We start from the raw sequence: 12,282 nt of genomic DNA, 5'->3' as shown, positions 1-12,282 counted from the left end.
TTTGCGTGTATTTCCGCGGCGAGTTCTATGATCGAGAGCCTGAAGGCGGATCGTCCGGTCACCCCTTCTTCACCCCATAATCCCGCGCCATCTGCCGATAGAGCTCCATGAAGGCGTTGGCGTCGTAGCGGCCGCCGTGCTCGGTCTTTTCGGGTTCGGGCGGCGGGGCGCCGGCGATGTGGGCGCCGGGGGCCTCGGCGGCGTTGATGCCCTGCGACAGCAGGTTGGGGCGCGGGCCCTCGCCGGCGTTGTGGCCGTCCTGGTCGAAGATCGCCTCCTGGTGCCGGGTCGGCTCCCAGATGAACGTGCCCCAGCCGCGCTGGCCGGGCGCGTCGAACACCAGGTCGTTCACGTAGCGCTTCCGGCTGGAATATTCGGCCACGTAGAAGCCGTGGTCGCGATAGCGCTCGCAAAAGCGCTTGAAGGTGTTGGCCCAGTCTCCCTCGGCCGCCTGCTGGTAGCAGGAGAAGCCGACGGCGTCGAAGCGCACGCCGCGTGAGAGCAGGCTGTCGGTCCAGTGGCTGATGATGGTCCAGTGGCGACCCAGATGGTTGTGCAGGCTGGTCTTGACGCCCGGAACCGTCTCGCGCGAGGCGTCCAGGCCCGCGCTCAGCAGTCTGGCCAGCTTGTCGAAGCCGCCGGCGTCGGGAACGTTCAGGTGCACCGCGTCGGTGGCCGGGTTGCCGGTCGGGACGGGCAGGGGCACGCGGCCGTCGGGCCACAGCATGCCGAAGGTGATCTCGTTGCCGATCACCACCATGTCGGGCCTGGCGCCGGCCTTGGTCAGGGCGCTCAGCACCGTGCGGGTGTGGTCGCCGACGGCCTTGACCAGGGCGTCGAACGGCAGCTCGGTCCAGGCGGCGGGTTTCACCTGCTTCTGCGGATCGGCCCAGTTGTCGCTGTAGTGGAAGCTGATCGTCAGGTGCATGCCTGCGGCCTTGATCCGCTTGGCCATCGCCACGGTCTGGCCAAGGCCGGCCCAGGGATCGGTCTTGCGGGTCTTGGAGTAGCCGTTCTCGGGATTGACGAAGATGCGGATCTTGATGGCGTTGAAGCCGGCGTCGCCCAGGATCGCCAGGATGTCGCGCTTCTGGCCGCCCGCGTAGAACACCGCCCCGTCGGCTTCGTCCTGCGGGATCCAGGTGATGTCGGCGCCCAGCAGGAACGGGCCGGGGCGAGCGCCGGGCTGCGTGGCGGCGAAAGCCCGAGGCGCGGCCGACAGCAGGGGCAGGGCGGTCAGGCCGGCGGCGAAGGCGCGACGGTCGAGGGTCATGGCGTCTGCTCCCTTGGACCGCGCGCTGCACGCGATCTCATTATTTGAGATATCGTTTCAATATGTATCCTAACGGCATTGCGCGTGAAAAGTGAAGTGGCCCGCCGAAGGGAAGGGGTGGCTGGCGGTCGCCGCGACAGCCGCTATAGGAGGGACGCCTTCAACCGGAGCCGTCCCGCATGACACGCCAGCTCGCCATCGGCCTCGTGGCCCACGACGACAAGAAGGCCGAGCTGGTCGACTGGGCCCTGGCCCACGCGGCGTTCCTGGAAAAGCACGTGCTCTACGGCACCGGCACCACCGGCGGCCGCATCCTGCAGGCCCTGCCGCAGCTGCAGCTGACCCGCCTCAAGAGCGGCCCCCTGGGCGGCGACCAGCAACTGGGCGCGATGATCGCCGAGGGCCGGCTCGACATTCTGATCTTCTTCGTCGACCCGCTGTCGCCCCAACCGCACGACGTCGACGTCAAGGCCCTGATCCGCCTGGCGACCCTGGCCGACATCCCGTTCGCGTGTAATGCGGCGACCGCTACGCTGGTGGTGAAGGGGCTCGACGCCTGATCCCTCTCCCCTTGCGGGAGAGGGTGGCCCTGCGGAGCAGGGTCGGGTGAGGGGTCTCTCAGAAATCAAAACCGCATGCAGCCGTCAGGTTGGGTGAGGTGTCTCATGTTTGAGAGACCCCTCATCCGACGGCCTTCGGCCGCCACCTTCTCCCGCAAGGGGAGAAGGGTTTAACCCGGAAACTTCAGCAAGTTCGGCTTCGGGATCGCGGCCTTGAAGCTGCCGCGGCTCTTGCTCGTGTCCAAACCGAACTCGGCCCAGGCGGCCAGGAACCCGCTCGCCGGCGCGCTGGCCGCCAGCGGGACGAGGTTCAGCACCGGGCGGGCGGCGACCAGGGCGCGGGCGGCGGCCCAGGCTTCGGGCTCGGCTGTGGCATAGGCGCCGTCGCTGGCGACCAGTTCACCGGCCAGGGCGGGATCGGCGAAGCGCAGGGTGACGGCCGCATCGGCCGGCAGGTCCGACAGGCTGGTCAGCGCCTCGATCAGCGCCGTGAGACTCATCTTCGCCAGGCTGGTGCGGCGCTCGCCGCCGGCCGCTCCCTTGATCGCCGCCGCGCCCGACTCGCCGTCCTGCCGGCGGACGAACGCCCAGCCGCCATAGCCGGGATCCTGCTTGCAGAGGGCGGCGGTCCAGAGGGTCACGGAAGGGCTGGTCATGGACGCTTCCTAGCGTTTTGCGCCTCGATCCGCCACTCCGCCCGGTAACGACCCTGAACAAAGTGTAAACAAGGCCCTAAATCTTATAGTTAACGTCATTTTTACTTCAGTGAACGAAGTTATAATTCGTGCGACCGCACCGCCTGCTGGTTGTGGATCGATCAAGCAAAAAGCGTGCCAAAATGGGTCAAAAACCCAGATTTCCGGGCCGCGACGGCGATCAAAGTTAATGTGATCTGAATATTCATGGTTAACGGCGGATTCATACCTGTTAACCCCTTGTTAAGAGCGTTGGCTCCGGTTTTGCTGATATCGCGTTAAATCCATCTCGGGCGTGCCGAGGTGGGACGATCCGGCTGCGGAGTGCGCGAGCGATGTTCGAATTCGTTGGACGGGACCTGAAGCGGTTGCTGGGCGTCGACGGCCAGGGCCGCGTGTCCCATGCCGCCGCCCACCGCGAAGGGCTGACCGGCGGCGACACCGCGCTGCTGGAACTGATGGACCTGCGCCTGCTGACCAACGAGGCCCGCGCCGCCGACGTGGCGGCCGGCCGCATCGGCTGCAAGGATCGCGCGGTGCGCCTGCTGGAGGCCGCCGTGGTCTGGCGCGAAGTGGCCCGCCGCACCGGCGACGCGGCGGCTTTACGTAAAGGCGCGGCCCAGGCCGAGGCCGCCGCCCGGCTGGGCGAGACCGAGCGCAAGCCCGAACTGACCGCCGCCGCCCGCTGCGAGCAGGCGGTGCTGGCCATGCTGGGCGCCGAACTGTTCGGCGACGAGGGCCTGCACGCGGCCGCCGGCTCCACGCTTTCCCTGGCCAAGTCGGCCCACGGCCCGCACGCGCCGCTGGCCGCGGCCCTGATGGCCGCCGTCGACGGCCGCATGGCCCTGTCCGAAAACGATATCGACCGCGCCCTGGCGTCGGCCCAGGCCTTCGAGGCCCCGCTGGAAGTGTTGGCGAGCGATCGCGGCGCCAAGGCCGGCGGCGGTCGCCTGCAACTGGCCGACCAGCGCGCCGCCCGCATCGACCTGCTGCTGGCCTGCGCCGTGCGCCTGAAGGACCGCTCGCTGGTCGAGGTGGCCCTGGCCGAGGCCCGCGTCGCTGTCGCCGCCCTCGATCCCGATTTCGAACCCCTGACCTGGTCGCGCCTGGAGCTGCTGCGCGCCGAGGCTCTGACGCGCCTGGGCGATTTCGACGGCGAGCTTTCCCGGATCGCCGACGGCGTCGAGGCCGCCACCCAGGCGCTGGAGCCGCTCGACCCCGGCCATAGCCCGCTGGACTGGGCCCGCGCCCAGGCCGGTCTGGGCGAGGCCCTGCAGATGATGGGCGAGGCCACCACCTCGGACCGCTGCTTCGAGCAGGCCGTCACCTGCTACGACCGCGCCACCCACATCGTGAAGGTCCAGCCGGCCCTGTCCCTGCGCGCCGCCGTCGCCAACAACCGCGCCCTGAGCCTGGCCCGCTGCGCCGAGCTGACGGCGGACCTGGCGGTGCTCGACGCCGCCGAGATGGCCTTCAAGGCCGAGCTTTCCGCCCACCCGGGCGCGCGCGATCCGGCCGGCTGGGCCGTGGCCCAGATGAATCTGGCCCGTCTCTATGAAGCGCGGGTCGAGATCACCGGTCGCGACGACGGCCGTCTCGACCGGGCGGCCACCGCCCTTGCGGTCGCGTTCGACGTCTTCGCCGAGCTTGGCCTGCGGTCGCTGACCGATCTGGCGGCCCAGGGGTTGCAACGGCTCAAGCAGGCGAACGCCGCCTGACCCAAAATGACACCGGAGCCTCCAGGCACCCCCTGGTGATCTCCGCAAGATAATAGGGATGATACAGTGATCGCTTCGTTCGTTCTCGCCGCCGCCGTGACCGCCGCCGCTCCGTCCGCCTCGGCCGAGCCGCAGGCCCGTGTCGTCCAGGTGGCGCAACCGCGCGAAGCGGTGGCCCTGCTTTCCTGCATGGTCAAGAACAACGGCGGCCTGACGGCTTGCAGCGTTCAGGCCGAGAGCCCCAATGATCTCGGTGTTGGCGACGCCGCCCTGCAGATGGCCTCGCAGATCCAGGTCGACCTGCTGGGCCCGGACGGCAAGAGCCGCGCCGGTTCGTTCATCGACGTGCCGATCCGCATCCGCATCCGCTGAATTTAAGCGCGAGTCCGTTTCTGGACTCGCGCGAACGCGTGGCCGGGCCTAAAGCTCGGCCATGGCCTTCAAGCGCGCCTTTCCCTGGATCGTCACGGTCGCCGTCATGGCGGCCACCCTCGCCGTCGCCGGTGGGCTGACGCTCCGCCGCGACCGCGCCGAAGCCGCCCGCTCCGCCGCCGCCTCGCCGGACGTCACGGTGTCTCAAGCCGAAGACGATCGCGCCTACGCCCGGCAGCTGCGCGAGAACCTCGACCAGGGCCGGGACGAGGAGGCTGGGCGCATCAAGGCCAGTCCCGATTTCGCCCGGCGCGAGGGCGACACCCTGTTCCTGCGCATCGGCGGCCGCGACGTCGCCGCCTTCACCGACGCCGGCTATTGCGACGGCTTCGATCAGTGCAGCCGCTGGCGGTTCTCGGGCGTGCTCGACCTGGGCGGCCGGCGCTATCCCTATCTCGGCTTCATGCATGGCGAGGGCGACGAGATGGCCATGCTAGTGGATGCTCGGGGCGAGTTGATCGGCCTGGGCGAGGGGGCGCCCGTCGCCTCGCCCGACGGCCGCTGGCTGGTGGTCGGCGACTATGGCGATTTCGGCGGCGGCCTGTCGGTGTTCAAGGCCGGGGAGGACAGGCTGACCTTCGTGGCCGACAGCGACGCCCGCTGCCGTCCGGACCGCTGGCTGGCGGCCGAGCGGTTCGCGCTGACCTGCGAGTCCGATGACGGCCTGGGAGAACGGTCGGCGGTCCTCGTCGTCGGCGCGCCCGGACGGATCGAGGCGGAGGGCCGCGCGGCCCAGCCTCTCTTCCGCATCACGCCCCAGGGGCTGCGCGAAGGCGAGTCCGCGCCCGAGGCCGAAGAGGACTACTTCCCGACCAAGGGCTATCGCCGCCTGGCCCCCTGAGCCGTCGCTATTTCGCCATCCCGGACTTCTGCAGGGTCTTGTAGGCCTTGATGACCCGCTGGAGCTTGTGCTCGGCGCTGCGGTCGCCGCCGTTCATGTCGGGGTGGCAGCGCTTGAGCAGGTCCTTGTAGCGGGCGCGGATGGCCGCGGCGTCGGCGTCGACGTCCAGGTCCATGTCGGCCAGGGCCTGGCGCTCCAGCTTGCCGACGGCGCGGCCGGCGGCGGCCGATTCGGCCTTGCGTTGCTGGGCGCGGAACAGGCCGAACGGGTCGGCCATGTTGCGGGCGTCGCGAGCGGCGGCCGCGGCGGCCTCGCGCGAGCCGGCGTCGGCCTTCATGCTCCAGGTCGGCCGGCCGCCGGTGACCTTCTCACGCTCCTGCTCGGCGCGGATCTGGCCCTCGTTCATGCCGGCGTAGAAGTTCCAGCTCTTGTTGTACTCGGCCGCGTGCTGCTGGCAGAAATGGTAGTACTGGCCCGGCAGGTCGCGGCTTTTGGGCGCCTTGGCCTCGGCCGCGCGCAGGCAGTCGGCATGCTCGCACCGGCGCTGACCGGGCTTCAGCCGGTTGACGTCGTCGGCGCGCGGACCCTCCTCCTCGCCCGGCTTGGGCGGGCGGACGCGGATGTCGAAGAACTTGGGGCGGTATTCGAACGCACGGCTCATGGCGCTTAGAGTAAGCCCAGGCTATTTCCGTTCAAGGATTGACATGCCGGAGATCACCAATGGGCGCCGTCTCTGACGCCATCGAAGCCAAGTTGACCACCGCTTTTTCGCCCACCCGGCTCGAGGTCGTGGACGACAGCGAGCGCCATCGGGGCCATGGCGGCCACCGCGAGGGCGGCGAGAGCCACTTCAACCTGACGATCGAGGCGCAAGCCTTCGCCGGCAAGGGCCGCGTGGCCCGCCAGCGGCTGATTTTCCAGGCCCTGGCCGAGGAGATGGCCGGTCCCGTGCACGCCCTGTCGATCGTCGCCCTGGCGCCCGGCGAAAGCTGAGCCGGATGTCTCGGTTTGCACTTGCATAAGCGGGCCGCGACTGATTGCCTCGGTTCCCGGCGCGATCCTGCCGGGATCCGAGGGATGGCATGAGCGCCGCTAAATTTTCTTCCGAAATCCAGGCTTCCGACGAAGCGGCCATCGCCGCCGCGCTGCCGGCCTATCTGGCGCGGTCCTACGCCCGCTATTCGAACTTCACCGTCGCCAGCGCCGTCGTCGATGATTTGGGCGGGGTGCATTTCGGCGTCAATGTCGAGAACGCCGCCTATCCGTCGGGCACCTGCGCCGAGCAGACGGCGATCGGGGCCATGGTCACGGCCGGCGGCCGCCGCATCGAGCGCGTCTACATCGCCGCCGGCTCCGACGCCGTCGTCCAACCCTGCGGCGCCTGCCGCCAGCGCATCGGCGAGTTCGCCGTGAAGACCTGCGAGATCGTCTCGGTGCAGGGCGGGGCGGCCACGAAGCGCACGCCGTTCTGGAGTCTGCTGCCCGAGGCGTTCGGGCCGGGGGATCTGGAATAGCCCGTTAGGAACCTCCCCCTTTGGGGGAGGCGGCCGAAGGCCGGCGGGGGGACGTTTTCAGCTGCCGCAGGCCTTGGCGGGCTTCGCAGTCACGCCCCCCACCGATCGCTGCGCGATCGCCTCCCCCAGAGGGGGAGGTTCGCTGATCAGGCGATGATGTCCGGCGTCACCTGGTCTTCCAGGCGCACGATCTCGTCCTTCAGGGCCAGCTTGCGGCGCTTGAGGCGGGCGATCTGCAGCATGTCGGGCTGGGGGCGCTCTTCCAGGGCCGTGACGGCGTCCGACAGGTCCTGGTGCTCCTCGCGCAGGATCGCCAGGCGGCGCTCGATGGCGATGGAGGTTTCTTCCGAAGGATCGTCATCGTTCATGGACGTTCCCCCACTCTGAGCACTGGTCCGAAGGCGGTGATAGATAGCAAAGCCTGACGGGCGGTAAAGGTCGGAGCGCGCCGCGCCCCCATTTCAGGCCAAAGCATCGGCCAGCCGCGCCAAAGCCGCGTCCTGCGGCGGCTCGCCGGTGGCCCGGGCCGCCGCCAACAGGGCGCCGTAGACGTCGGCCGTGGCCCCCACGGGGCCGCAGATCGCCTCCAGGCTTTCCATCAAGAGCTTCTCGCCGGCCAGTTCGGCCGCCTTGACCTGGTCGCGGAAGGTCTCCCGGGCCGGATCGGCCACGTCGGGACGCTCGGGCTTCAACGCCCGGCGCACACCGCGCAGGGGCGCGCCGATCTCGACGTCCCAGGCGCGGACCAGGGCCGCGGCGCGGGCCAGGTCCGCGGGCCGTCCCTCCAGCGCCGTCCAAGCCGCCCACAGCAGGAACGGCACGTTCTGGCCGTGCGCGTCCTGCAGGTGCAGGCAGGCGACTGCGACAGGCTGTCGCGCATAGACGGAAAGCGCCCAGTCCCAGAACCGCATGGCCGTTAATTTTCGTCCGTTTCGTTGACCGAACCGCCGATCGGAGGAAGGTCCTCGCCCCAGCGCTTCACCGGCCCCCAGGTCAGGCCGAAGAGGTCGAGCGCCCGGCCCACCGACTGGTCGACCATCTCCTCGATCGAGATGGGCTTGGCGTAGAACGCCGGCACCGGCGGGGCGATCGCCGCGCCCATTTCGGCAAGGCGCGTCAGGGTGCGCAGGTGGCCCAGGTGCAGCGGGCTCTCGCGCACCATCAGCACCAGCGGCCGGCGCTCCTTCAGGGTCACGTCGGCGGCGCGGGTCAGCAGGGAAGAGGTTACGCCGGTGGAGATCTCGCTCATCGTCCGCACCGAGCAGGGGGCGACGATCATGCCCAGGGTGCGGTAGGAGCCCGAGGCGATCGAGGCCCCGACGTCGCCGATCCGGTGCACGACGTCGGCCGTCTCGGCGGCCTGGGCCACCGAAAGACCGGTCTCCTGGGTCAGGGTCAGGGCCGCCGACTTGCTCATCACCAGATGGCTCTCGACGCCCAGTTCGCGGCAGGCGGCCAGGGCGCGCAGGCCGTAGAGCGCCCCCGAGGCGCCGGAGATTCCGATCACCAGGCGGGGCTTGAAACCACGGGTGGAGGCGGGGGCGGCGGCGTCCGTCATGGTGAATTTTCGTCCGTCACGGGAGGAAGCGTCGCCACGTCAAGCGCCGCCGATTGCAATCATATGTGATCTGACAGTCCGGACCAGCGGGTGTTCACTCCCTCGGTCAACAGCCCAAAAGGAGGCCGAGCCCATGGCCATCGAATCCCGTATCCGCGAGCTGGGGTCCCGTCACGAGAACCTCGACCGCACGATCCAGGAGGAGACCAGTCGACCGGGTAGCGACGCCACCAGGCTTCGAGAGCTGAAGCGGCAGAAGCTCAGGCTCAAGGAGGAGATAGAGGGACTTCGAGCGAGGCTCCACTAGCTTTCCAAGCAAGGAAAAGGCCCATCCGAGCGTCGGATGGGCCTTTTTGCTGTCCGGTTTTCCCGTCCTCGCGGACAGGAGAGGGATCAGTCCTCGTCGTCTTCGTCGTCGACATTGCCCTTGAACGAGCCGAACACGTCCTCGGCCTTCGGCTCGGCGCGGGCGGCGCGGATGTCGCGCTCTTCCTGCTCTTCCTCGGAGATGTAGGCCGTTTCGGTCGCCGGACGCAGGGTCGGGTCCTCGGCGACGATGCCCTTCTTGGCGTCGTCCTTGGCCTTCTTCTCGGCCGCCTTCTTGACGAGGGCGTCGAGTTCCAGCTGGCCGACCAAGCCCAGGGTCACCGGATCGACCGGCTTGATGTTGGCCGCGTTCCAGTGAGTGCGGTTGCGCACCTGCTCGATGGTGGCCTTGGTCGTGCCGAGGATCTTCGAGATCTGGGCGTCGGTCACTTCCGGGTGGTGGCGGATGAACCAGGCGATGGCGTCCGGACGGTCCTGGCGACGCGACACCGGGGTGTAGCGCGGGGCCTTCTTCTGCGGCTTCAGCAGCTCGGCGTGACGGCTCACCTGGGCCTTCATGCGGTACTGCGGGGCGCGCTGGGCCTTGTCCAGCTCCTCGCGGGTCAGCTGGCCGTTGCCGATCGGATCGGCGCCGCGGATGTCGCGCGCCACTTCGCCGTCGGCGATGCCGCGAACTTCCAGCGGGTGCAGGCCGCAGAAGTCGGCGATCTGCTCGAAGCTCAGCGAGGTGTTGTCCACGAGCCAGACGGCGGTCGCCTTGGGCATCAGAATGTCGGACATGCGGTCCTCCAGAAATGACGGCGCCCGACCTTTCGGCCGGGCGGGGTTGTTCAACGAGAGCTATAATCCGGTTCTCCCGGAAAGGGAACGGGGATCGATGCGGCTCGCGACAGGGCTGTTATGCGCCGCATTGATCGCGATGCGTGCATTCTGCTAACCTCGCCGAAAAGGCGAAAGCGGGAGGCGCGCCATGGCCCTGAAGGACAGTGACGCTTTCTACGACTCCATCCGCGGTTCCAAGATGCTGGGGCCGTCCCTGAGCCAGACCGAGGTGGCCGGCTGCGACGCCATCCTCACCGCGCTGGGCGCCCACGGCTGGGGCGCGGCCTGGACCGCCTACGGCCTGGCCACCGCCTATCACGAGACCGCCCAGACCATGCAGCCGATCGACGAGCAGGGCGGCGACGCCTATTTCCGCCGGCTCTACGACGTCGAGGGGATCAATCCCAAGCGCGCCAAGGCCAACGGCAACACCGCGCCCGGCGACGGCGTGCGCTATCACGGCCGGGGCTATGTGCAGCTGACCTGGAAGAACAACTACGTCCGCGCCGCCAAGGAGCTGGACGAGCCGATCGACCAGCAGCCGACCCTGGCCAAGCGTCCGGATCTCGCCGCCGCGATCATGGCGCTGGGCATGGAGGAGGGTTGGTTCACGGCCAAGGGGCTGGGCCGCTACATCGACAAGGCCGCCGGCTCGGCCACCCAGAAGGCCTACGGCCTGGCGCGCTACGTCATCAACGGCAACGACAAGGCCGCCCAGATCGCCGGCTACGCCGCCACCTTCGAAAAGGCCCTGAAGGCCGGCGCCTGGAACTGAGTGGGGAGGGGGCTCACCAGGCTCCGTCGTCGAAGCGCATCACCTTCAGCGTGTCGCCGGCCTTGGTTATGTATATGTATTCACTGGCGAAAGCAGTGGGGTATTCGACTTCGTAGGTGATGGCGCAGGTGGTGCGACCGTTGAGCCTGTAGAGCGAGCTTTTTGTGACTTTCCGTTGAAAATTGCTCTTCAATCTCTCTGCGGTTGATTTTTTATACTTCAACGCGTTTTCGCTGTATTCAACATAGATGGGGTTGCCGCCCACTTTCTTGCGGCGGTCGGAAAAGTATTTTTTGAATTCTGGCAGGTTCCGCATCGGTCGATATTCGGATCGAACGAAGCGGAAGGCGTCATCGAATTTTCCGCGATCGAAATAGTATAGAAACTGGTTCGACGTGTTGAAAAACTCGGCAGTGCAGGATTGAGTGTTGTTCTGCGCTATGGAATTGACCGGGGTGGTCAAAAGGATGGCCGTGGCGCAAAGTGCGATCAGGGATTTGGCTTTGCATCCCATGATTCCATCTCCAGCCCGATCGGAGTGCATGTCGTGGTCGTGATACTCTCGATTGTCGCTCTTTGCATGTGGTTTCTGCTGCCTCTGCTGCCGAGCATTCTGATCTACCGGCTGTTTCCCAAGTCGCCCGTGCGGGCGACGGGGGTCCTGGCGGGCATAACCTTCAACGCCGGCGGGGCCTTCGCCGCCTACCTGATCCTGTTCGCCGTCGCCGCGCCCTTCATCGTCGACCTGAACGACCGCATCGACCGTTCCCGCTCGCAGTTCTGGACGATCAACGCGACGGTGCAGCTGGACGGCGCCAACATCGAGGACTACGGCGGCGACACCTTCGCGGTCCTGCGTCCCGACGTCGTGGACTTCACCGAGGGCAACCTGGAAATCGCGGTGCGCAAGGACGAGCGCGGCATGTTCCCACGCATCACCATCGTCGTCGGCTGCAACGGCGACCGGGCCTGCATCGCCGCGCCGCGCGAAGGCGCCTACTACAAGACCATCAACCTCAACAGCGCCGACCTGAAGATGAAGGAACTGCCGGGCGGGCGCCTCCAGCTGGTCGACACGGTGCGCCTGGTCAAGCGCGTCCCCCGCGCCGCGCCGCCTCCGCCGCCGAACTAGCGGGACGGGGCTCCGCGTATTCCCACTCCCGTAAAATCCCCGCGAAAGCGGGGACCCAGGCTTTTTCTTCTGAAACGTGCCGTCGCAGGTCAAAGCCCTTCCCCCTCGATGGGGGAAGGGTTGGGATGGGGGTGACGCGCTGCGGTTCCGCCTGCACGGCCTCATCAAACCCGACCGCAGCAACCACCCCCAACCCCGGCCCTCCCCCCCCCATCGAGGGGGAAGGGAGAAGAAGGGCTAATGGGGATAGAGCGCGCTGGATCCCCGACGATCTCGCCGCAAATCCCAACCAATCCAACCCCTTGCAACTTTCTCAGCGCCTTGGATCAGACGCGCTCAAACCACCCGCATAATCACTGGGTCTCGCCGCACCGAAGGGGCGCGCGGCCAGCGACCATGCGGCGGCGGGATGCGATCGAGCGGGACTGGGTCGGATTGGGAAGATCCGTCGTGTCCGGGGACCTGGCGCTGGCCAGGCCCGCCCGCCGTCGGCTTGGACGAGGATTACAGAGCGCCCCTCTCCTCGTCGCCGCCCGACAGGGAAACCTCGAAGGCGGTCCTGGTAAGGCGTTAAGAGCGCCGCCGCCCGGGAAGCCGGCAGCCAAACGACCGCGCGGAGCGTCTTGGCTTCGTCG

17 protein-coding genes are annotated in these 12,282 nt (G+C 67.9%); 9 read left to right on the top strand and 8 right to left on the bottom strand.

The genetic code is table 11. The features are described 5' to 3' along the window. Positions 1-58 precede the first annotated feature (58 nt). Complete coding sequence (locus AC07NS_RS23220) at positions 59-1,273, bottom strand: glycosyl hydrolase 53 family protein (protein WP_494607128.1); 1,215 nt, start codon at positions 1,271-1,273, stop codon at positions 59-61. Between the two features lie 179 nt (positions 1,274-1,452). Between AC07NS_RS23220 and AC07NS_RS23215 the strand changes: the two genes are divergently transcribed. Beyond that, on the top strand, positions 1,453-1,833 hold the full coding sequence (locus AC07NS_RS23215; protein WP_494607126.1) for a methylglyoxal synthase: 381 nt from the start codon (positions 1,453-1,455) through the stop codon (positions 1,831-1,833). A 170-nt stretch (positions 1,834-2,003) separates the two neighbouring features. On the opposite strand, the gene AC07NS_RS23210 is transcribed toward AC07NS_RS23215, so the two are convergent. Beyond that, the gene (locus AC07NS_RS23210) at positions 2,004-2,489 is read right to left on the bottom strand and encodes a ribonuclease H family protein (RefSeq protein ID WP_494607124.1); all 486 of its coding nucleotides are present in this window, start codon (positions 2,487-2,489) and stop codon (positions 2,004-2,006) included. A gap of 374 nt (positions 2,490-2,863) precedes the next feature. On the opposite strand from AC07NS_RS23210, the gene AC07NS_RS23205 reads away from it, so the two are divergent. The 3 genes from AC07NS_RS23205 to AC07NS_RS23195 all read left to right on the top strand — a co-directional run bounded on the left by AC07NS_RS23205 (position 2,864) and on the right by AC07NS_RS23195 (position 5,519). Next, positions 2,864-4,246, top strand: coding sequence for a hypothetical protein (locus AC07NS_RS23205; RefSeq protein ID WP_494607122.1), 1,383 nt, complete (start codon positions 2,864-2,866; stop codon positions 4,244-4,246). Positions 4,247-4,312: 66 nt separating this feature from the next. Next, entirely contained in the window at positions 4,313-4,618 is a 306-nt protein-coding gene (locus AC07NS_RS23200; RefSeq protein ID WP_110121324.1) for a hypothetical protein, read from the top strand. 61 nt (positions 4,619-4,679) lie between these two features. Then, positions 4,680-5,519 (top strand): hypothetical protein, encoded by an 840-nt coding sequence (locus AC07NS_RS23195; protein WP_494607121.1) that lies wholly within the window; start codon positions 4,680-4,682, stop codon positions 5,517-5,519. A 7-nt stretch (positions 5,520-5,526) separates the two neighbouring features. On the opposite strand, the gene AC07NS_RS23190 is transcribed toward AC07NS_RS23195, so the two are convergent. Further along, on the bottom strand, positions 5,527-6,180 hold the full coding sequence (locus AC07NS_RS23190) for a J domain-containing protein (protein ID WP_494607118.1): 654 nt from the start codon (positions 6,178-6,180) through the stop codon (positions 5,527-5,529). 59 nt (positions 6,181-6,239) lie between these two features. Here AC07NS_RS23190 and AC07NS_RS23185 point away from each other — a divergent pair, with 59 nt between their 5' ends. Continuing rightward, positions 6,240-6,512: a BolA family protein gene (locus AC07NS_RS23185; RefSeq protein WP_494607116.1), complete on the top strand. Its 273-nt coding sequence runs from the start codon at positions 6,240-6,242 to the stop codon at positions 6,510-6,512. A gap of 89 nt (positions 6,513-6,601) precedes the next feature. After that, positions 6,602-7,033 carry a cytidine deaminase gene (gene cdd, locus AC07NS_RS23180; protein WP_494607114.1) on the top strand — a complete coding sequence of 144 codons (432 nt, stop codon included), beginning with the start codon at positions 6,602-6,604 and terminating at the stop codon, positions 7,031-7,033. 146 nt (positions 7,034-7,179) lie between these two features. Here the strand turns inward: cdd and AC07NS_RS23175 are convergent, their stop codons facing one another. The 3 genes from AC07NS_RS23175 to AC07NS_RS23165 form a co-directional block, all read right to left on the bottom strand. Then, the gene (locus tag AC07NS_RS23175) at positions 7,180-7,401 is read right to left on the bottom strand and encodes a YdcH family protein (RefSeq protein WP_494607112.1); all 222 of its coding nucleotides are present in this window, start codon (positions 7,399-7,401) and stop codon (positions 7,180-7,182) included. Between the two features lie 93 nt (positions 7,402-7,494). After that, positions 7,495-7,944 carry a TIGR02444 family protein gene (locus AC07NS_RS23170; RefSeq protein ID WP_494607110.1) on the bottom strand — a complete coding sequence of 150 codons (450 nt, stop codon included), beginning with the start codon at positions 7,942-7,944 and terminating at the stop codon, positions 7,495-7,497. 5 nt (positions 7,945-7,949) lie between these two features. Next, positions 7,950-8,591: a UbiX family flavin prenyltransferase gene (locus tag AC07NS_RS23165; protein WP_494607108.1), complete on the bottom strand. Its 642-nt coding sequence runs from the start codon at positions 8,589-8,591 to the stop codon at positions 7,950-7,952. A gap of 133 nt (positions 8,592-8,724) precedes the next feature. On the opposite strand from AC07NS_RS23165, the gene AC07NS_RS23160 reads away from it, so the two are divergent. Beyond that, positions 8,725-8,898: a YdcH family protein gene (locus tag AC07NS_RS23160; RefSeq protein WP_110117944.1), complete on the top strand. Its 174-nt coding sequence runs from the start codon at positions 8,725-8,727 to the stop codon at positions 8,896-8,898. Between the two features lie 86 nt (positions 8,899-8,984). Here AC07NS_RS23160 and AC07NS_RS23155 read toward each other — a convergent pair whose 3' ends face one another. After that, positions 8,985-9,698 (bottom strand): DUF1013 domain-containing protein, encoded by a 714-nt coding sequence (locus AC07NS_RS23155; protein ID WP_494607106.1) that lies wholly within the window; start codon positions 9,696-9,698, stop codon positions 8,985-8,987. A gap of 190 nt (positions 9,699-9,888) precedes the next feature. Here AC07NS_RS23155 and AC07NS_RS23150 point away from each other — a divergent pair, with 190 nt between their 5' ends. After that, positions 9,889-10,515, top strand: a complete 627-nt coding sequence (locus AC07NS_RS23150; RefSeq protein WP_494607104.1) for a hypothetical protein — start codon at positions 9,889-9,891, stop codon at positions 10,513-10,515. Between the two features lie 13 nt (positions 10,516-10,528). Here the strand turns inward: AC07NS_RS23150 and AC07NS_RS23145 are convergent, their stop codons facing one another. Continuing rightward, positions 10,529-11,029, bottom strand: a complete 501-nt coding sequence (locus tag AC07NS_RS23145; RefSeq protein ID WP_494607102.1) for a hypothetical protein — start codon at positions 11,027-11,029, stop codon at positions 10,529-10,531. 66 nt (positions 11,030-11,095) lie between these two features. Here AC07NS_RS23145 and AC07NS_RS23140 point away from each other — a divergent pair, with 66 nt between their 5' ends. Continuing rightward, positions 11,096-11,647, top strand: a complete 552-nt coding sequence (locus AC07NS_RS23140; protein ID WP_494607100.1) for a hypothetical protein — start codon at positions 11,096-11,098, stop codon at positions 11,645-11,647. Positions 11,648-12,282: the final 635 nt, after the last annotated feature.

This window comes from Caulobacter sp. GW821-FHT10A10, assembly GCF_059415745.1.
Note: the sequence above shows the minus strand (reverse complement) of the source record. Positions and strands in the feature narration are given on the sequence as shown.